This window comes from Enterococcus sp. C65 (assembly GCF_040887165.1).
Taxonomy (GTDB): domain Bacteria; phylum Bacillota; class Bacilli; order Lactobacillales; family Enterococcaceae; genus Enterococcus_B; species Enterococcus_B hirae.
In genome coordinates this window covers 14,005-35,948 of record NZ_JBFOFG010000003.1, presented here as the reverse complement: position 1 = coordinate 35,948, position 21,944 = coordinate 14,005, and the positions used below count along the sequence as shown (strand labels likewise).

Sequence of the window (21,944 nt, the reverse complement as noted above, 5' to 3'; positions counted from 1 at the left end):
TTTACTAGCAATGACAAAACTCAGCGATTCGCTTGTCTTTGAACTTGTTCATGCGTTTTTCTCTCATTAGAGCTGTAACCTTCTAGTCTTACTTTTTCTATCTGAGTCATACGCAGCTTTTTTTCTAGCGACTTCATTTGCTCTACATTACTTTCTGATTCGGATTGACTAAGAAAAGGATATAGTCTCTTCTTTTCTTTCGTCTCTGTTACATCCATATCATTATTTAACTTCTCATGCTTGATCACTATTGATTCTAATGATATTTCAGTTTGACTTTCCTTATTCGCTGATTCTTTTATCTGAGTCAAACGCAGTTTTTTGTCTAACGGCTCCATTTGTCCTAAATTACTTTTCGGTTCAAAATGATTTGTGGCAGGAAATAACCTCTTCTTTTCTCTCGCCTCTGTTAAAGCCATATCATTATTTAACTTCTCTTGGTCGCGTACTATTGACTCAAATGATACTTCAGTTTGGCTTTCCTTATTCGTTGATTCTTTTTTTTGAAGTTCCTTAGGCAATACTTTTTTTAAATCTAAAGAGATATCTATATAAAAATCGGTTATTTTTTTGGCTTTATTTAGTAATCTCTGCTGACTAAAACTCCTATCCACTTGAAAAGAGTATAATTCAGGTCTATATATTGGGTTTAACTTTATCTTCTTGAACCCAGCATAATTGACGAGGATCACTCGTAAATTTTCACAACACCAGAATGGATTTTCTTGATACAACTTATAAATTTTTCTTTCTTCAAACAATCGTGCTCTTTTTTCTCTCGCATATTCTAATGCAAAACGTCTAATCCCGGTATGTTTTTTGAGGAACTCTCTATTCATCATCTGAAGAAATTCTTTTGAAGAAGGTAGCGAAATAAAAGGAAGTCTGTTCTGACATTTTTTCAATAATTTTTCCCCTATTTTGGGTTCTTTCCTTACTAAATGGTTGAAGATTGGCTGAGTCGAAAGATGATTTATAAACTGCTCTTCTATACTGATCCTAGGGTCATTCTTATTAATCTTAGCTACTGATTGTTCGATTTCTTTTTTCAGTCTTTCTTTTGTGCTATTTTTTTCTTCTTTTTCGGTGGGGATATCTTCTATTAAAGTTCCTTTTCGTTCCATATGTTTTTCAATTACTTTTGCGATTGTTTGAAGTATGGATATTTGAATATTATCGGTTACTATTGGGCCTTTTTTATATGTAGCTTCCCAATTTTTCATTTGCTCGTCTGTAAAATGGATACCTAATTTTTCCAAACTTTCTCTCGTTACTTGATGAGAATTAAATTCTCCGACTATTTCAGGAAAGTAATAGGCAATTTTTTGTTGTTCTAATGTTTCTTTCATTTCATTAATTAGTGAAAGAAAGCCTATTTTAGTTTCTTGTCCTAATTCCTCTTTGTTTGTTAAGTGTGCCCCAAAATTAGTCTGATCTAGATGCTTTATAGAAGCTGCAGAATCAATTTTCTGATAAAATTCAGAGCGATTTTCACCAGTCAATGATGAATCAACTTGTTGTAGGACAAACTCTTTAATCGCTGTAAAGGTTGTTTGACGATAAACAGTTACGAGTGGATCAATCTCTTGTTTGTTTTGGTTTACTACTTGCTCCAATTCCAATGCTGTTTGATGATCGATTTCTTCTGCAACTGCACGGATGACTTCTTTTTCAGTAATCAATTTGTTTAGCTTTTCTTTTTCAGTTACTGTTAAATAATCCCTCAAACAGCTAGAAATTTTCCCTTTAAAAGATAAGTCTGTTTTTTTAAGACAAACATCTACATAAGCTTTTAATTCAAGTTTTGATAAGTTATCCTTCTGTAAGAATAATGGAAGAAACGGGTCGTTTTTTAGGTAAGCGTAAAACTCTTTCCTTTCTTCCAAGCTTAAATTTGGTTTCATTACTGTTTGAATCGCTGCTTCTCTTTGCATATTTGTATCTAAATTTTCAGCTAGTTCTTTTATAAATTGCTGTAATCGAGTGTTGCCCGAAACAGAACCAATATTAGCCTGTCCTATATGTATTTCTTTCCCCTCACCCATTTGATAATTATAAACGCCATGTCTTACTAATTCTTTCAGTTGGGTGTCATTTGCAATCTGCTTTTCTTTCCTTTCCTTTTGTAGAACTTTTTTCGATTGCTTAGTTTGCTGTGGCTTTATGAACTTTTGATGATAATTTTCTATTATATATTCGGCTCTTTCTTGACTTTCCTTATCAAAAGATTTCGGAATACCTTTCGCTTTCTCATTATTGTCAGTTGATAGCAGATACCTAATTACATCTACACAAAACGGTAGGTCTCGCTTTCCCAGTTCATAAATTTGTTGAGATAATTCCGCATCTTTTCCAAAGTATTCTCTTGCAAGTTGATGTGCTGAATTTTTAAAATGAGCAACGACGGTTGGCATCGCCTTTGCAAAATCTTTCAACGGAACTGCTGGAGCAATGTTTTGATAGTATGTAAGTAGTTCTTTGACTTTAGGGTCTTTTTCTGCGATCGCTAAAATTTCTTCATCCGTTTTCAGTTGACTTGCTTCCACCTCTTGGCTAAATCGTTCTAATTTTTTCTCTATTCTCTTCTTTACAGCGATAAATAAAGGATCAATTTCAGCTACAAATTGCCATTCAGGCAATAAAATGAATTGTTTAATTATTTTGATATACTTCGATTGTTTCTTGTCATTCAGATCTAACACGAACAGCCAGTTGCTTCTATTTTCTTCAATAAATGGTACCCTCAGATGTTTCAATTTATTAAACGTTCTAACTGATTGTGGTATAGAATAAACTTGGTTCCTCAGATGAGCATAATGTCTGACGTACCTGAATATATCTTTCAAATTACTATCTATAAATGTATATGAATCATTACTATCAAAACGAGAAATTAAAGTAATGAAATCTTTTAATTCTTCCTTGACAGTTTTTTGTTCATCGTTTTTTTTGCTTTCTATTCCTTCGGTAGATTTCTGATCTAAAACCATCGTCTTAGCTAGAAAAGACAGGTTTTGCTTCCTCAATTCTTCTATGTCTTGGAGACTGACTTTCGTTCGATGGTTCTCCCCATTTTTTTGTTGATAATGACGTTGCAGTCCAATAAAAAAAGCAACTTCAGAGGTTAGTTCGTCAGACTTGCTTAATTCATAAAGTGCAATGCGTTTTTTAAATTCTAAATGTTTTTCAGCATCTAAAAATAATTGTGCTTGTTTATTAATAAATTGATGATGCTCATTAGACTTCACATTTTCATACATCTCCGTAAAGACACCGATTGATATTCCTGCGTTAGTTCTTAATCTTTCATATACACTTGGATCTATTTTGTTAGCTATTGATAAAAGTTGTTTTTTTTCTAAAACCAAATCCTCGACATCGATTTGACTTGGAGTTACGACAGCTTTTTTTAAATTTCTTATTGTTTCTAAATCACTGGGTATTTCTTTAAATTCAAGATAGGCTAGACAATAAATAATCAGTTCATTTTTGGATAATACTTCATGGTCAACAAAATACCGTAGTGTTTCATCTTTAAAGTCCACTGTCGGTAAAGTGACGTCTATTTTTCTACTTTCCTCTTGGAGTTGGATGTTTATATCAAATTCCAGATAATTACTTTCAGTCAAATATTTTTTAGCTTGCTCTTTAATCACTTCTCGAGCCAATATCGAGTCACTCTTTTTATATATCGCTAGAAAATAATCATCTGTTCCCTTTTTTTTACCTTTTTGGATTGCTTCAAGTTCTAATATAATGTCGCTTTCTAAGTATTTCCCCAACAGTAACAATTGTTTTTTTTCTAAAGATTGCGTTATCACTTCATTTTTTTCTTTATCCGTTAAATCTTTAGTTAAGTGTTCTTCAATAATTACTTGGATATCATTCGGAAATTTTTGTGCATCTATATACGCCAAGTAAAAAGCTCGAATGTCATTAGCAGATAAGTCTTCCCTCTCAATAAATCGTCTGAATACTTTTTCTTTAAAATCTACATTCGGTTGTGTAACCGATTTTCTTCTAAATTCTTCTTGAAAATAGGTATAAATTTCAAATTCAACATACTTACTTTCAGTTAAGTGTTTTTTGGCTTGTTCCGTGATAATTTCTTGAACCTTTTTCGAATTGGTTTTTTCATATAACTCTAAGAAATAAGCGTACGTCACCTTTTTTTTGCCTTGTTGGATTGCTTCAAATTCATATACAGTCTCTATATCTATTTCTTTTGCCAACAGCAACAATTGTCTTTTCTCAGGAGCAAGCTCTATCACTTGTCTGTATTCACCAGAAAATAGCTCGTTCAATAAAAGGTATTTCAAAGTATCTTTTAGAGACTTTGGTAATGTCGTCTCTTCAAGATAAGCCAAATAATACGCTCGTTCCTCGTAAGCCGTTCTGCTTTTCCCATCTAGAAGCAGATGGAAATTTTCTTGTAAAGAATTGTTTTTATTCCATTTTTTCTGAATATGTTGTTGTCTTATCCTGAACATAAAATCCAAATAATCAAATTTAGTTAAATACTGTTTTGCATACCCATCAATGATATCTCTTTTCTCTTCAATCGTTGTCTGTAAGTAGATATGTGTGAATAGCTCTGTTGATGCTTTTCTAAATCCTTTTCGGACTTCTTTCAATGCTAATAAGTAGTATGGTTCTACCTCGTTTGTCAGGGATAATTCAACTTGTTCCTGTTCGTTTTCAATTGGAAAACGACTATAGTCAGGATCTGTGGCAGGATTTTTCTTAAGATAGGGGTTAACGATTATCTCCATAAACGTATCAAACTCGGGTTGTTCATGGGAAAAAACCTGAGGTTCCACCATTTTTTTGAGTAAATCATTTTTCAATTGTGTCGAGGATAATTTCCGTTTTAAAATCAAACTGGCTCTGACTACATCATACATTTTACGTCTTTTATCTGTACTACTGGAAGGAGACACCAAATCAATAAATAGTTGTTCGATATTGTTCATTGATTTGGCTATTTTCTCATTCTCGAATGGATATAGATAATGATAAACTTCTATGGATTCACTTAGTTCGTTATCATTTAATGAATAATTAGCATAAAATTGCTCTTTAAACTTTTTTTCCTTTTTATCTTTGATATCGTTTATCAACTCTTGAAACAGCACACAAACTTTCGCCTTTTCTTCTAAAGAAAATAATCTTTTCTTATGGAACACCTCCATAAGTTTTTGTCGTGTTGTAAGATTGCCTTCAGAGATTGCCTGGGTGACTTCTTGCCAATCTAAAAAAATTTTTTTCTGATCTCCTACCAATCGTTCTGATATACTTGTTTTTAAAATTTCTTTTTTCTCCTCCGTATCCTTTCGAGGTAGTACATCTTGTTCATCTAATAATTTATTCAATAAATAAATACTAGCCGCCAATAAGTTGGGATTACTGTCTAGGTTAATTGTGATCCACTCTTCATTTTCTTTACAAGTTACTTTACTTCCTTTAATCTGCATATAGTCTTTCTTATAAGAGTCTCTTCCCATTTGTTTTGCTCCTTTTATTCAGAATTTGCCCTCATTATGTTTTTATCTATCTAATTTTCTATCAATCAATAGATTGACTGACTTTTTCTTCAAGTCAGATGGCAATCAGGAAGAATACTGAACTCAAGAAAGATGATTACCGAATTCATCGATTATAACTAAGTTTTTCTGATAATTGTCTATCGTTAGGCATGCTCCTCTCATTTGTGCTTTCACCTCTGTTTATTGACGTGCCGTGTGTTCTTTCTGATACCAATGGTGAATTAGTAGAGCAATTTCCTGCTTTTTCCATTATTTGTTGCATGCTAACTTGCGTTCTTTGATTGCCCTTCACTGATTGATCATTTTGCGTGATAAAATCAAATGAGATCATAGTACTTTTTTTTTGCCCAGGAATGTTTTTCTGCAATTCTTGTAATTCTTTCGGAAGTATCTTTGATATACCTTGTTTTTTCATTACTTCTTTATAGCCCACTAATACTGATTCTGCCTTCTTTCTTAGGGGATAACCATACATTTCTCTATCTCTTGGGTCTAAACTTACCGATATCCCCGCATAATCGACAAGCATCACACGCATATTTTCTGCACAATAATTGTCATCATTATAAAATAATTTGTAAATGGATTTCTCAACTTGGATTCTTTCTTGTTCTGTTTCATAATATTCTTTTAAAAATGGAGAAAATGGGGTATTTTCATACCATTCATTGATTAGCTTACGTAATTCAATAGGGTAAGAAAGATTAATAGTGGGTAATTTTTTTAACAATACCTTTTTCAATGTAGGTGATTCCTCTAAGATATTTTTGACTTGTAGACCTTTTCCTCCATACTTTTGAATTCTGCAATGAGTAAAATTTTCAACAAATTGATCTTCTATAGTCCTTTTTTTATCGTTTGGGTTAATCATACGCACAGATTGTTCAATTTCTTCGATTAAGTTTTCTTTTGCCTCATCTAAAGACTTCTTCATTGATGGGCTTTCCACTTGATTCAATTGTTTCTCATATTTTATCTTTAAAAGTTCGTTTATTTTTTCAATAGTTGTGTTAAATGTTACTCCCATTCCACTTAAAGGATATATTTCTTTTTGTTCATTTAAATCCCCTATCCTTATGCCTTCTATAAAGTTATCAAAAAATATATCTTTCCAATTTTCTATTTGCTCATCTGAACAAGTTATGCTTACTTGTCTCAATTTTTCTTTTATTAATTCATTTTCAGAATTTCCCTGATGGTTGTTCCAATCAATCTTTCCAATTTCTTTGATTATTTCAGGAAGATAATACTTGATCCCTTTCTCTTCTAGATTGGCTTTTATTTCAGTAATTAATGGCAATCGTTTTAAGTTAGTTGCTTCTATCCTCTCTGCAACTTCTGGACTGATTGCAGAAACTAACGAAAACATGTCTTCCTTGTTTGACCGAGAATTTTCTCCCTCTGCTGTAGTAAGAGATACTTGTTTGCTAAGGTCTTTCAGCTTATGGTTAGAGTTAATTTTATTATAAAATTGCATACGATCTGCTTCATTAAAAGAAGAATCAATCAGTGATGTAATTGATTCTTTTATTAATAGGAATGGCGTATCATTATAAATGGATACTAGCCAATTTATCTCACCTACTTCTTCTTTCTTTAATACCTTTTCAAATTTCACTGCTGTTTCATAATCCCGTTGTTCTGCTAAGACACGTACTATCTCTTTTTGACTAACCATTTCTTTCAACTGACGTTGTTCCTTGTCTGTTAAAAAAACATCTAGTTTCTGATCCACTTGTTCTTTAAATGGCAAATCACTTTTATGTAGGCAAGCACTAACACATGCTTTTAATTCAATTTTCGATAGGTTTTCTTGCTTAAGAAACTGTTGAAGATACGTATCCTGCTTCATAAAAGCATAAAACTTTTGTCTTTCTTCCACACTTAAATAGGGTTGCATGATCGTTTGAATTGCCGCTTCTCTTTCTGTTGCTGTATTTAAATCATGTACTAATTCTTTAATAAAATATTGTAATTGAACATTAGCGGGTCTCCTATTTTCAGGCGAACTGGTTTCAGGAGCAATCATTCGTTCCACCAGATAATTCGTCAGCTCATCTGACTGTAATTGTTGAGTCAAATACACACCAGCTCGAACTAATTCTTGATTCTCCATATTGTTCGCACATTCTTTTTGATCTTGTTTTTTTTGCACGATATGCTGATATTTTTTTAATGCTAGTTCCATTTCTTTATGAGCAATCTCTCTTCCAGCGGAATTTTTTGATTTTTTATAGCTCTTTTTTTTCTTAAGAAATTCTTGATAGGCAACTTCTTTGAGACTTTCTTCTTTAGTTGTATTGGTTTTGTCTTTTTCTCTCTCAAGCCTTGGTTTCGTTGCAAAAGCTGTAAACTGCTTAGTCATCTCTAGATCATGGTATTTATTGTGAAACGCAACAATTGCCTTAGCTGTTTCAGTCGGTCTTACTTCTTGATTTAAAATGACAAAAGGATTCCAATCAAACGGCTGACTTGATTGCTCTATGATTGATATTGAGATTGGCCTTTCAACATTTCCAACTACTTCATTAGCTACTTTATTAACTACTTTTTTGCCAGTCAATTCGCTACGCAAGGACGGAAGTGGGTATAGGTCATGATAGCTTTCTACTATCTTCTCCATTTTATTTTGTATTAAAATATTTGGATGTATTGGTAAAGGGTTAGGTTGCTTATTAGTGTATTGTGCGCTCAAGTACTGAATCATTTTTGCACAATATAATGGATCCAGTTTCCCTAGCATGAAAATTTGCTTTGCTAATTTTTTTCCTGGACTTTGATATGTTTCCTCAATTTGATGCGCTAAATTGGCAAAATAGGTAGACACCATTGGAATCGTCTGAGCATAATTTTTTAAAGGATAAGAAGGCAGCATATTTTGGCAACAAACGAGTAAATCTTTAAGGCCCGGTTCGTTTTCTACAAGTTCTAAAATCCTTTTATTCGTTAATGACACGTCACCTTTATCCTCATAATCCTTTTGAATCAACGTATCTAAATATGGAATATACTCATGTACCTTCTTTTCAAACTGAACGAGCAATGTATTTAGTAAATTATTATAGTGTAAGTTGGAATCTGACAGAACCTCCGCAATTTGTTCTTTTTCTGACTTTAGTCCCTTATCAAGATTTTTGAATATTCTTCTTAGTATTTGATTTCTACTTACCTCTTTAAATGTTACACCCATTGCTTTAAATTCACTTTTTAATTGATGATTGATTTCTATCGCTGTTTTATCATAGGACACAATAGCTTCTCTTAGTTTTAGATCTTGATAATCACACTTATTGTTCGTTAATATTTTTACAACAACTGGCTGAAGTAAATTGGCTGGCGCGATCTCATCTAGTTGTTCTTTAATTTTTTGGAGTTTAATAATTCTACGATCATTGTCAACGTGAAATTTAGCATAACCCCAAATTAAGCTAAATCCATCAGAATCATGAAACTTAACTTTATTTAAAAATCCTTTCAATTCTTCAACTTTTAAAGAAGTCTTGATCTCTTTTTTTTCTAAATCGTTTAAATGCGAGATGGAGCGGTCGATTGCTTGATCTTTTAAACGTTGTTCCCAATGTGGAAATCTCACTTGGACTTTGACCAAAGAATCGATTAGTTGTTCCTTGTTTAATCGCCTAAGTTCAAGAGGATCTAAAAGATTAGCATTGACTTGTTGCAGCCCGTTTTTCACTTGCAGCTCTTCAATGACTGGAAGACTCATTGCTTTTTCGAATGCTCGTTTACGTTGGTTATAGACTGCAGATGCTTTTAAATCAGGCCCACCTTCTTTGATTATTTCTTTTAGTTTGACTTTTTTAGTAAACTCTAAATGTTCTTTTCGATTTAAATGTAAAGATGCCTGTTCTTTTATCCATTGTTGGGTATAGGAAGATACGTTGTTATATAAATCTGTAAAGAAATCAATTGTTGCTGCTTTGTTTTCTTTTTTTATTTTTAAGAATTCCAATGTACGTTCTGGGCCTATTTCTTCAGACAAGTGGATAAGTCTTTGTTGTTCTGAAATGAGTTCTGACAATTTCAGATTTTCGTCTACAGTTAAAACTTTTTTCAAAGCGTGTATCAAACTTTTTTTGATATCCATTGGTATCACTTGTTCTTCTATACAGGCTAAGTAATACGCTCTAATTTCAAGTGGTGATTGCGTTTTCTGGTCAAGAAACACCCGAATTTTATCTTCGCTAAACTTAATATTCGCTAGCTTTAATCCTTTTTCTCTCAATGCATCTTGCATCTGACTTTTCACTGCAAATTCAGCATGGTTAGCAGGACTTAAATATATTTTTGCTTGTGTTTTGATGTATTCTTGGTTAGTCGTTGAAAAGGATTTTTCATAAATATCTGTGAAAAAACCAAGCCTTCCTTCTTGTTTTCCTTGCTGTATTTCTTCAAGCTGGAATACGTTTTTTAAATCTAGCTCTTTTGACAATTGGATAAGAACTCTTTTTTGAGGAACTAAGGCTTGCACTTCATTTCTTTCTTCACTTGCTAAGTTTTTCTCAAAATATTGTTGTAAACTCTTTTTCCAACTATTCATTTGGCTAAATGGTTCGTATTTCATTTCTAGATAAGCTATCTCATAAGCTCTAATTTCGTTAGGAGATAAATTTTCGCGACTAAGAAATGGATTAAGAAAATCTGTTTCTTCCCATTCCTGTAAATTTTTTTTACTCTCTCCCTCTCGTATCACGTGACCTATTTCAAATCTCACATAGTTTTCTTCACTTAAATGTTTTTTAGCTTGCTCTTTGATGAATTGGCGACAAGTTACCGAAAAAGCTTTTTGATCCATCTCTTTGAACAATTGAGATAGGACTACTTGGTCGCTTTCCTTGCTATTGTCAAGCTTAGTTGCAAGTTCTGGACCTACTTCTTTTCCTAATTGTAAATATAATCTTTTTTCTGAAACTAGATTCTTCACTTTCAATATTTCTTCTGGTTTCAACTCTTTCAAAAAAGGTTTTCTCAAATTTTTTTTGATGTTGCTCTCCATTTGTTGCTCTTCTAAATAGGCTAGACAATAGGCTCTAATTTCGTTAGAAGATAAATCTTGACTATTAATAATCGAATCAAAAAAATTGTTTTTTTCTCTCTCCTGTAACCCTTTTTTTCTCTCTATATTTCGTATCATTTGAGCTACTTCAAATCGAGTATAATTCGTTGCACTCAAACATTTTTTAGCTTGCTCTTTGATGAATTGGCGACAAGTCACTGAAAAAACCTTTTGATCCATTTCATTGAACAATTTCAGTCGTTCTACTTGATTATCTTGATTGCTTCTTTCATATCTGACTGCAAGTTCTGGTCCTACTTCCTTCCCCAATTGTAGACATAATCTTTTTTCAGAAACTAGATTCTCCACTACTTTAATCTCTTCTGGTGTTAAATCTTTCAAAAAAGGTTTTCTCCAAAGTTTTTTGATATTGCTTTCCAGTTGTCGCTCTTCTAAATAGGCTAAACAATAAGCTTTCACTGCATAAGGAGATAAATCTTTCCGTTTAAGCATAGATTTAAGTACACTTAAAGAAGTGGATTCTTGTTTTATTATATGATTTTTTTGTTCACTATTATGTACTATAAATTCAAATTCTAAATAGCCTACTTTGCTTAAATATTTCTTCGCTTCTCTAGAAATTGCTGTTCTATTCAATGCACCATTCTTTTCATAAATAACTGTAAAAAGATCCCCCGTTGCTTTTTGCTTTCCTCGCTGTACTTCTTCACTTAAATATTTTTCTCTAGTCATTGTTGTTCTATTTAATGCACCATACTTTTTATAAATAGCTGTAAAAAAATCTACTGTTGCTTTTTGCTTTCCTCGCTGTATTTCTTCAAGGGCTAATAAATCATGCGGTCCTACCTCTTCTATCATCTGAATATTTTGTTTTTTTAAAAGCTTGACTTCTTCAAGTTTCTTTTTTTCTTTTTTTAATAAATTTTTCTCCAAAGTTTTTTTTATTTTATTTTTGGTTTTCGGTAATAAGTTACTTTCATCGATATAAATTTCATAAATTGCTATTTTTTCCAGATGAGACATGTCAGGCAAACGGAGTAAATTGGGAAATATTTTATTATAAAAAACAGAAGAAACAGACTGTGCTTCTTCTACAGATACCTTAATTTTCTTGTTCAAAACATTGATTGTTTGAGATAATTCATAATAGACTTTATCCAAACCATTATTTTTTTGCATGCGTGGAATCGCATGGTTTTTAATGAATGAATCCCATTTTTCTTCAAGAACAGGTTGATTACCGGATTTTTTTATTTCAGTAAATATTTTTGTTTTTAGTTTCTCTGACTCTATCCCTCGCTCCAGAACCATAACTGCTCTCACTAAATCATTAAACCAATTAGGACTATTTTCACCTTTATTTACCACTGGTTTGATCAACAAATCACTGACCTGCGCTTCTAGTCTTTTAGTTGATTCTGCTGTTTTTTCATTAGAAATCTTATGATAAAAACTATAGATATCGATTGTTTTCTTTCGTGATTGCTGATCTAATGACTGAACATCTTTAAACTGATCTTCAAAAGCTTGGTCCGCTTCATTAGTTATTTTTTTTAACAGCTTATGAAAAGTAACGTAAGTTTTCGCCATTCCCTCTAAAGATCTGTACTGTAACAATTCATTTTTATGAAGAGTATTTATCCATTCTCTAACTATTGCTTGTTCGTTCACAGTTAAACGCGGCATAACATATCTTTCAAAGTTAACTTGGTGTTGTTCCCAATCCCTTGGAACAAATGCCGGCTTATTCATGAATAAAAGATTATATAAATAAATACTATCTGACATCAAACTCGGGTTATTTTTTAAATTGATAGATTCATAGCCATTTTTTCCATAGTCCACTCGATCTGCTTTAAAATATACATTAAATAAACCTTCGTTTTTTTCCATTCGATCTCCTTTTCTTTATCGTCCGTTTTTGTAAATTGCAACAAATTTTAATCACTCGTATCCTTGTTCTTACTAGTATGGATAACTGTGTCGGTTCACACTGCTTTTTAGTATTGTTTCCTACCATTTTTTATGTAATAAACCAATGAAATTGAGACAAAAAGTTTTTATTCTCAAGAAATAAGCCGATAAGCTGAAATTTCTGAAGATTGGTAAAAATAATAAAATCGTTTATTGCGATTATGACCTTTGTACTTCACAACTTTTTGTCCCAGTTTCATTCGTTTTTATTCTAAAAACTATTTACAAAAATTTTTAGGCTTCAAACCCATTTTTCATGGCTACGGTTTTAAACCAATGGCCCGACTTTTTAATCGTCCGTTTACCGTCTTTGTTTAGATCGACAGCAATCAGTCCATAACGGTTTTTATAAGCGTTCGTCCAAGACCAGTTATCCATGCAAGTCCACATGTGGTAACCCACACAATTCGTTCCTTCTTGGATTGCCTGATGCACATATTTCAGATGGTCTGTGACAAAAGTGATCCGATAATCATCTTCAATCACGCCTTCCGAGTTAACGAAACGTTCTTCCCCTTCTACACCCATACCATTTTCAGAGATATAACATTTGATATTGCTATAGTTCTCTCTCGTATTCGTCAAGATATCATAGATCCCTTTTTCATAAATTTCCCAACCACGATAGATATTCATTTTTTTATTAGGCATATCATAATAATCAAAATAATCTTCTGGCATTGGTCCATTCTGATGATCAATCGGTGTTTCTTTTGCCTTGATTCTCCGAGGTTGATAATAATTGATTCCTAATAGATCAATCGTATTTTCTTTGATAATCGTTAAATCATCGGGCCCCATCTCTGGCATTATCGCTAATTCTTTCACAATAGCAACCAACTCTGATGGAAACTCTCCTTTTACTGCAGGATCAAGAAAAGAACGATTGAAAAAAGCATCAGCGATTCTAGCAGCCTTGACATCCTCAGGGTTTGTTTCGTCTCGCGGGTAGCTAGGAGTTAAATTCAAAATGATTCCAATTTCTCCTTTTTGTCCCATCTTATGATAGGCTTCAATTGCTTTGGCACTTGCCAAATTTTCGTGGAAACCAACTTGAATAGCCTCTTTTAGATTGATATGGTTAGGATAATGAAACTGATAGAGATAACCGCCTTCTACTGGAACAATCGGTTCATTATGGGTAAACCATTTCTTTACTAAATCCCCAAATAACTCAAAACAGGTTTTTGCATAGGCCACATAGGCGTCAACCGTATCACGAGACAACCAGCCACCTGTTTGTTGTAATTCTAAAGGCATATCAAAATGATATAAATTGACAAATGGTTCAATTCCCTGCTCCAGTAATTCTGTAAAATATGAACGGTAAAATGATACAGCCTGTTGATTCACTTCTCCTTTTCCTTTAGGGAATAGACGACTCCATTGAATGGATGTTCGGAAAGTATTATGACCTGTCTCTTTCATCAATTGAACGTCTTCTCGATATTTCGTGTAAACTTGAGAGGTTTTCTCAGGACCAACTTGATTGAAAAATTTTTCTGGCTCTAGATCATACCAATAGTCCCAAATGTTTTCTCCTTTCCCATCTCCTTTGATTCTGCCTTCTGTTTGTGGTCCACTTGCGGCGGTTCCCCACCAAAAATTCTTTGGAAAATCGTAGTGTTTCATTTCATAATCCCTCAATTCTTTTAGTAATTACCGTAATCATAAACAATCACTGAAAATAAATCAATACTTTTGATAAAAATGACTAGACATTTAAACAGACAGACGTTATACTACGTTTGTAATCGATTGCAAAATAAATTTGAGGTGAAAAAAATGAATGGTTTTATGGATAAACTTTCTCAAAAAATTATGCCCTTAGCCAATCTTTTAGGGCAAAACCGTTACTTAACTGTGTTACGGGATGCATTTATGTTGTCATTTCCGCTAACAATGTTTGGATCAATTGTGGTCGTTGTGAATAATCTACCGTTCCTCAGTGATGGTACCAAAGGCACGTTAAGCACCCTTTTTGGCAATGGTCAAAATGCGACGATGAGTATCATGTCCGTTTTTGTTACATTTGGTATCGGCTATTATTTATCAAAATCATATGATGTAGAAGGTATTTTTGGTGGCGCTGTTTCATTCGCAAGCTTTTTGATTCTCACACCTTTTGTGATGACAACAGCTGGTGGTGAAGAAGTTTCGGGTGTCCTATCACTTGATCGTCTAGGTGCTAAAGGAATGTTCATTGGAATGATTGCTGCCTTTTTAGCTGCGGAAATCTACTGTCGAATCACCAAACGTGGTTGGCAAATTAAAATGCCTGATGGCGTACCACCTGCAGTAACGAAATCTTTTGCTGCTTTGATTCCAGCTGTAGTCACATTGACTGTTTTCTTGATCATCAACGCTGTCATGACTGGCGTATTCAATGCGAACCTTCATGACTTAGTCTATGAAGTTATCCAAAAACCTCTAACTGGTTTAGGTAGTAGTTTACCTGCCACGTTGATTGCCTTATTCTTTGTTCAATTTTTGTGGTTCTTTGGTCTTCACGGTCAAATTATTGTTAATTCTGTTATGGACCCTATCTGGAATACATTGATGCTTGATAATTTAGAAGCTTATCAGCATGGGAAAGAACTACCACATATCATCACAAAACCATTTATGGAAACCTTTACCGTTGGTATCGGTGGCTCTGGAATGACGTTAGCAGTAGTATTATTGATGGCTTTTGTCTTGAAGAAAAAACAATACCGTGATGTTGGTCGTTTAGCGCTAGCACCTGGAATCTTCAATGTCAATGAACCTGCAATTTTTGGTCTACCAATCGTATTGAACGCAACCATTTTGATTCCTTGGGTCGTTGCTCCTTTGGTCGTGACAACGTTCAACTACTTGATGATGGCAGCTGGCATCGTTCCTCCGCCTACAGGTGTTTCAGTTCCGTGGACTGTGCCGATCATTGCTAGTGGTGTTTTAGCTACCAATTCATGGCTAGGCGGTCTCTTACAAGTAGTCGATTTTGTGATCGTCGCTTTTATTTGGTACCCATTCTTAAAAGTATTAGATAAACAACCTGATTTAGACGTTGTGTAAAGCCTTATCTACTCACCTGTGAAGCAAATCATCTTCTTTCTAATAGAGATTAAGCAAATTTTATAATCTAGCATGAACAGTCAAAACATGGAATGATGTGAATTGATTTGTTCATGCTTGTTTCATTGAAATGAGTGATTCAACAACTAAACTTCGTTATTTCTTTCTTGTCGAACGAAATAACTTTCGTTATACTCAATACGAGGTGAATAACGTGCCAAAATATGAAGAAATCGCAAATGTTTTAAGGGAAAGAATCCGTTCAAAAGAATATCCACCAAACAGCTTTTTGCCTAATCAGATCACTTTAGTCGAAGAATTTGGCGCAAGTCGAATGACCATCAAAAAAGCCATCAATATTCTGGCTATGGAAGGATTAGTTTATTCGCAAAGAGGGGCTGGAACCAAAATTTTAGATCATCCTTTTATCGAGAAAGATACCTCCCCTGCCAATGAGTATGAGGGACTCAGCCATCAAATGAAGCGTCGTCATCGTTCACTGACGAGTCAAATCATTCAATTTGATGTCGAGTTTCCGAACCCATTTATTCAAGAAAAATTAATGATTGGTGCCGAACAACCTGTTTATAATATTCACCGTTTACGAATTTTAGACAACGAACCTTATATTTTGGAACATACATTTATGCCTGTACATTTAGTTCCAGGGCTAAAAAAAGAACATCTGCTTTCTTCTATCTATGATTACTTGCACCAAGATCTAAATCTTCATTTTGCAGGCGCCTATCGAGCAATTTCAGCAGATAAAAGTACGCACTTTGATCAGGAATACTTGAATTGTTCGGAAATAGATCCTGTTTTGGATGTGCAACAAGTCGTTTATCTAAAAGATGGTCAGCCCATCGAATATTCATCTAGTAGAAATCGGTTTGATGTCCGCAACTATTCCTTACTTGATGTCCGTTCAAACTAAAAAAATCCGTTTCAAAAATAGGAAACTATTGTGAAACGGATTTTTTGATGTTTACAAAAGAGCGGAGTCAAACAGAATAATTGCCAGAAACGTTCCCACTCACTATACTGTAATTAACACAACGCTTACTTTTTGTAAGTGCAAAGGAGGAACTCTCATGGATACTCAAATCAAAGGCATCCACCATGTTACCGCTATGACTTCAAGTCCCACTAAAATTTATCGTTTTTTTACGGATATTTTAGGAATGCGCTTAGTAAAAAAAACGATCAACCAAGATGATATCGAAACGTATCACCTTTATTTTACAGATGAATACGGCTCCCCTGGAACTGACATGACTTTTTTCGCTTTTCCTAATCAACCTCAAGGAAGTAAAGGAACGGATACGATTTCTAGAGTGTCCTTTCGAGTACCAACTGATGAAGCATTGACTTATTGGTTCAAACGCTTTGAAGAAAAGAATGTTCTTCACTCTGCGATCAAGGAACGTTTTTCAAAAAAATATCTGGAGTTTGAAGACTTTGATCATCAATTCTATCAATTGATTTCTGATGAAAACAATACAGGTGTTGCTGGTGGTACTCCTTGGAAGAACAGCAATATTCCATCAGAATATGCAATTACAGGCTTGGGACCAGTTTTTGTCCGAGTGAGTCAAATGGAACCATTACAGTTACTATTAGAACAGACTTTAGAGTTTAAACTTACTGATCAAACAGGAGCTTTTTCGCTCTTTGAAGTCGGTCAAGGCGGTAATGGAGCAAGCATCATTGTTGAACAGCGAGCAGATTTACCAAAAGCAATCGAAGGATTCGGCAATATCCATCACCTTGCCTTGCGTGTCGCTGATGAAGAAGCCTTACGTCACTGGATACATGTGATCAATCAGATAAACGTACCAAGTTCAGGGTTTGTGGATCGCTTCTACTTCCAATCAGAATACTTCTTAGCTGCCACCCACGTTCTCTTTGAATTAGCAACAGATGGACCTGGTTTTTTTGGAGATGAATCAGCAGATACAGCTGGCGAAAAACTATCACTCCCACCACAACTCGAAAGTAAAAGAGAAGAAATCGAAGCGTACATTCGTCCCTTCGATACTCAGGATGCCAACCAACAACGAGAATGATCTTCTTTCTATCCAGACATTCGATTCCAAGAAGCATATCTTTCAAGAAAAAGAGGTCAAATCATGGAATATTTTTTTCAAGCGGGAAAACAAACAAGTAGAAATTTACTCCTTCTTCATGGTACAGGTGGCGATGAATATTCTTTACTTGAAACCGTCCAGTTCCTTGAACCGGATGCTACGATTCTTTCATTTCGTGGTTCAATCAAAGAAGACGGAATGAATCGCTTCTTTCGACGGAATGGATTGAATCAATTCGATTACCAGAGTTTAGCAGAAGAAACAGCGCTTCTGTATCATAAAATCTCAGCAGTTAGCCAAAAAGAAAACATCTCGTTACATGACTGGGTGATCGTAGGCTATTCCAATGGAGCGAATATCGCTGCTCACTTGCTATTATCGAGAAATACTGAGCTGCGAAAAGGAATCCTTTTTCATCCAATGTCTTTAAACGTCAATTATCCAGCAAAAATAATGACTGATACTCAGATCTGGCTTTCTTACAGCAAGACCGATCCAATCGTCTCCTCTGTAGCGATTACGAATCTGATCAAAGATTTTGAAATGCAAAAAGCTCACCTCACATTCCAAGAAACGTTTACTGGTCATCAATTAACAAAGGCTGAATTAATTGCCGCAAAAAGTTGGCTTTCTTCGCTTTCGGTTAACTAATATTGGACCAAGGTTGTGATGCATCGGATTATTTTTTCAAAGTCTCTTTTTCAAAGACTCTATAATGAGGTACGCTCCAAAGGTTGTACGTGAAAACGACAATTTTTGGAGCGTATTTTTTTGTTTCGACCTCTACTCACGAAACAGAAAAATGAATGTAAGTGCTAGATCCAACTATCCATTTTTCTCAAATCATCTCTTTTAACTTTCATTTTGGAAAATCCTTCTTGGCTCCCCCTCATTATAAACGCATCATATTAAAGATAAATAGAAATATTCCTCATTTGAAAAAACTGTAGAATATGGATTTCTATTATAAAAATTAGAAAAAAATGAGTTTTTGATTAGCTAGATTTCCGAAAAATTGCTATAGTTTAATTAATCAGAGTTGCAATCATTTTAGCGTTCGCCAATTTTTTGTCGAGTTAATATGGTTCACTCATTAGGGAGGGGGCACGATGCTTCACAAAAAAAGAAAACAGATTCAACAAGTAATCTTTCTGTTATTGACACTTCTGTCAGTGCTTGCACAAACAAATGTTGTTCAAGCAGTTTCGTTAAATTTATTTGGTACGACTACCGCAACTAATAACAGTCAAACCAGTCCAAATGCGCCTTTTTTAAACCGAGTAAATGTCCCTGTCACTTTTCTCATTGAAGGAAAAAATGGCATCAGCGCTGGGGTTATCACAACTGGCGATAAATATGCCATTTTAGAAGCACCGACTGAAATGGTCGGGTATATCCAACCTAATGGGAATGCGACTGTTCAAACTACTGTTACTGTGCCACTTAGTCAGTCCCCTTTACAATTGATTTTGCCGACCATAACCTCTGTGATTTCGTTGATCGTCAACTCACCTTTAGTTTCCACACAAAATAAAACAGCGGTTAATCAGGCATTGTCAGAATTACGTTCGGAAACTTTTGGTGCCCAGAATCTTACTCTAGCTATCGTCCCACGGTCGAGCACTCAGTATGGCGTAGCGATTAGTCAAGGGCTATTACCCATCCTGACAACGACATTAAAAAATCGGATTCAAAATTTATTAACGATCGTCCAAGCTTTACCGCTGATTGGGACTGTTTTAGGAACATTATTGTCCCCCTTTGTCACAGCTTTGTCTCAATTTATTACGAGTTTAAATTCACCAACTTCTGATAATAGTAAAAATTTGGTTGCTGCTTCGATTTTAGGTAATACGAGTGTTTCGCTACCATTTCTTTTATCTTCGCCCAAATTGACCCAAGATCTAACAGCTAATTTTAAGGGCGGTTTTATTCAAACAGATCAGTCGACGATTCAGTTAGGAACTACTACTGGTACAACACCTGTTTATTTTTCAGCTGGAGCACTCACCTGGCAGAGCACAAGCTTGCCGACTCACTTGAACTTTGGTCAGCACTTGATCCAGACCCAACAGGATGAGCACTTAGTAGCCACCAATAACAATCAAGTAACTACCGGGTCAATTTCGATTACTGATACACGGACAGTTGTAAAAAATTGGCAAATAAAAGTCCAACAACTTAGTCCTTGGCAAAACGGAACCAATCAATTAACGTCCCAATTACAAATCTCAACAGCAGATTTAACAACTACCTTTCCTATCACTGGGATCACAAGTACTGCTAATCAAATGGTCCCTCTATCTATAGGCACGCAACAAACATTACTCAAATTAAATGGTGTAACTGATCCTGGTCAAGTCCAATTAGCAATCAATCAGTTTTCATTAGCGGTTCCCAAAGAAAGTCTGAAAACAAAGGGAACCTACCAAACAATGGTGGAATGGCTCTTATCGGATACACCGTAATTTATTTAGGAGGAAGAAGAAATGAAAAAGAAAACGTTATCTTTTTTTGTCTTGGGGATCAGCTTGTTTTCAAGTTCTCTCGTTTTTGCTGATTCACAAACCCAAGGAGAAGTGGCCTATGTGGAAGGCGCACTTGAATTTGACTATGCTGGCGGTATACCAACTAATTTAGACTTTGGGGATCATCCCCTGCAAACTGCAGCTGCTGAAAACTGGATTGCTACTGCTACAGGTGAACAAACCGGCTCTACACCTACTACTGGAACCGTAGCAGTTCGAGACAACCGAGGAAATCCTGCAGCTACATGGACAGTCAAGTTATCTCAAACTGACCAGTTCAAAACAGCGGATGATGTTGAGCTATCAGGTGCACAGCTCAATTTATCTTTTGGCGCACTTACAAATAACTTAGGGTTAGCCCCTACCAGTGCCTATGAAAACGATGAATTAGCGATCCAAGTATTCAATCAAGATGCTACGATTTTAGATGCAACCGCAGGTCAAAACTCGGGCGATACTGCACTAGCGATTAATCAATTCAGCTTATCTGTTCCAGCGAATACAAATAAAGTAGCCGAACAATATACTACTACATTAAATTGGACTTTCTCATCCAGTCCAACCAACTAAGAAAGGAGGAATGATCGTGAAAAAGTGGTTTTGGATACTACCCTTCTTCTTTCTACTGATGGGAAATCTTACCGTCTACGGCGAATCCTTACAAAGTTTTGATGCACAAATGCAAGGCAATGAATCAACACCATCAACAAACGACAATTATTTTGATCTACAACTAAAACCTGGACAGGAATCGACTTTGAATGTCTTAGTCACGAATCTAAAAGAAACTGAGATCACGATCATTCCGTCCTTTAATCGTGCAAAGACTAATCAACTAGGTGTTGTTGAATATTCTGGTAGAAATCAAGATCGTCCTAATAATTTGCCCATTGATATCGAGAAAATTGTTTCTGTTGATAAGCAAAAGTTTACTCTTGCGGGACATGAACAAAAAAAGATTCCTTTAACCATCAAAATGCCAGAAAAAGATTTTGATGGAGTAATTGCGGGTGGGCTCTACCTCCAAGAAGAACCAAAAAAAGATATACAAGGAAATATTCAACATGTTTTTTCTCGGGAGATTGCTGTCTTACTTAAAACACAACTAAACAAAATCCAACCGAACTTAGAACTAAAAAAAGCAGCACCTACCCAAATCAACCAGAGAAATGCCATCAAAGCAACTTTGGAAAATACTAATGCTACTTATCTATCTAGTGCTCGTATACACTATGAGATCAAAAAAGAACAACAACAAACCCCAGTACTAACTGGGACCCAGCCCATTTCGTTCGCCCCTAACAGCGGCACGGACTATTTGATTTTTTTAGAAGGAAAAGAATTCGAACCAGGAACCTATCAGCTAATGACGAATGTCAAAAACAAGGAAATCAATTGGCAGCAAAAGATAAATTTTACTATTTCGCAAAAAACAGCTGCAACTTATAATGAACAAAATATATCTACTACAAAGGATGAGCCGCAAAACAATTGGCTCCTTTGGCTAGCTGGAGGTATTATTTTCGCTCTCGTCCTCATTATTGTCTTTTTACTGTATATTGTAAAAAAGAAAAAACGATAACTGTTATCAAACAAAAACTAACTCTACCTAAATTTTCACGAGGCAGAGTTAGTTTTTATTTCTGGTATAGTTTTTATCGAAGGATATACCACCAACCTCATTTGTTCTTTTTCACGAACAACAGTGATTCCATCT

At 34.7% G+C, this 21,944-nt stretch carries 10 protein-coding genes; 7 read left to right on the top strand and 3 right to left on the bottom strand.

Going from position 1 to position 21,944, the window contains the following annotated elements; all coding sequences use genetic code 11:
* Positions 1-20: 20 nt before the first annotated feature.
* The 3 genes from AB3I12_RS03850 to AB3I12_RS03840 all read right to left on the bottom strand — a co-directional run bounded on the left by AB3I12_RS03850 (position 21) and on the right by AB3I12_RS03840 (position 14,187).
* Entirely contained in the window at positions 21-5,504 is a 5,484-nt protein-coding gene (locus AB3I12_RS03850) for a hypothetical protein (RefSeq protein ID WP_196763506.1), read from the bottom strand.
* A 145-nt stretch (positions 5,505-5,649) separates the two neighbouring features.
* The gene (locus AB3I12_RS03845) at positions 5,650-12,474 is read right to left on the bottom strand and encodes a hypothetical protein (RefSeq protein ID WP_063626874.1); all 6,825 of its coding nucleotides are present in this window, start codon (positions 12,472-12,474) and stop codon (positions 5,650-5,652) included.
* Between the two features lie 315 nt (positions 12,475-12,789).
* The gene (locus AB3I12_RS03840) at positions 12,790-14,187 is read right to left on the bottom strand and encodes a glycoside hydrolase family 1 protein (RefSeq protein ID WP_063626871.1); all 1,398 of its coding nucleotides are present in this window, start codon (positions 14,185-14,187) and stop codon (positions 12,790-12,792) included.
* 153 nt (positions 14,188-14,340) lie between these two features.
* Here AB3I12_RS03840 and celB point away from each other — a divergent pair, with 153 nt between their 5' ends.
* From celB to AB3I12_RS03805, 7 genes are all read left to right on the top strand, one after another.
* A complete protein-coding gene (gene celB / locus AB3I12_RS03835) occupies positions 14,341-15,612 on the top strand; it encodes a PTS cellobiose transporter subunit IIC (protein WP_063626869.1) in 1,272 nt (423 codons plus the stop codon).
* Positions 15,613-15,826: 214 nt separating this feature from the next.
* The gene (locus AB3I12_RS03830) at positions 15,827-16,546 is read left to right on the top strand and encodes a GntR family transcriptional regulator (RefSeq protein WP_010719615.1); all 720 of its coding nucleotides are present in this window, start codon (positions 15,827-15,829) and stop codon (positions 16,544-16,546) included.
* A gap of 157 nt (positions 16,547-16,703) precedes the next feature.
* Positions 16,704-17,678: a VOC family protein gene (locus AB3I12_RS03825; RefSeq protein WP_034867486.1), complete on the top strand. Its 975-nt coding sequence runs from the start codon at positions 16,704-16,706 to the stop codon at positions 17,676-17,678.
* A 63-nt stretch (positions 17,679-17,741) separates the two neighbouring features.
* Complete coding sequence (locus AB3I12_RS03820; RefSeq protein WP_063626868.1) at positions 17,742-18,350, top strand: alpha/beta hydrolase; 609 nt, start codon at positions 17,742-17,744, stop codon at positions 18,348-18,350.
* Between the two features lie 458 nt (positions 18,351-18,808).
* On the top strand, positions 18,809-20,167 hold the full coding sequence (locus AB3I12_RS03815) for an adhesive domain-containing protein (RefSeq protein ID WP_063626866.1): 1,359 nt from the start codon (positions 18,809-18,811) through the stop codon (positions 20,165-20,167).
* Positions 20,168-20,188: 21 nt separating this feature from the next.
* Positions 20,189-20,797: a WxL domain-containing protein gene (locus AB3I12_RS03810; RefSeq protein ID WP_010719619.1), complete on the top strand. Its 609-nt coding sequence runs from the start codon at positions 20,189-20,191 to the stop codon at positions 20,795-20,797.
* A 16-nt stretch (positions 20,798-20,813) separates the two neighbouring features.
* Entirely contained in the window at positions 20,814-21,809 is a 996-nt protein-coding gene (locus AB3I12_RS03805; protein WP_063626864.1) for a DUF916 and DUF3324 domain-containing protein, read from the top strand.
* Positions 21,810-21,944 lie beyond the last annotated feature (135 nt).

Coding starts and splice junctions, on each gene's coding strand:
- AB3I12_RS03840 (WP_063626871.1), bottom strand. CDS start 14,187: ATGAAACACTACGATTTTCCAAAGAATTTTTGGTGGGGAACCGCCGCA.
- AB3I12_RS03815 (WP_063626866.1), top strand. CDS start 18,809: ATGCTTCACAAAAAAAGAAAACAGATTCAACAAGTAATCTTTCTGTTA.
- celB (WP_063626869.1), top strand. CDS start 14,341: ATGAATGGTTTTATGGATAAACTTTCTCAAAAAATTATGCCCTTAGCC.
- AB3I12_RS03845 (WP_063626874.1), bottom strand. CDS start 12,474: ATGGAAAAAAACGAAGGTTTATTTAATGTATATTTTAAAGCAGATCGA.
- AB3I12_RS03850 (WP_196763506.1), bottom strand. CDS start 5,504: ATGGGAAGAGACTCTTATAAGAAAGACTATATGCAGATTAAAGGAAGT.
- AB3I12_RS03810 (WP_010719619.1), top strand. CDS start 20,189: ATGAAAAAGAAAACGTTATCTTTTTTTGTCTTGGGGATCAGCTTGTTT.
- AB3I12_RS03825 (WP_034867486.1), top strand. CDS start 16,704: ATGGATACTCAAATCAAAGGCATCCACCATGTTACCGCTATGACTTCA.
- AB3I12_RS03820 (WP_063626868.1), top strand. CDS start 17,742: ATGGAATATTTTTTTCAAGCGGGAAAACAAACAAGTAGAAATTTACTC.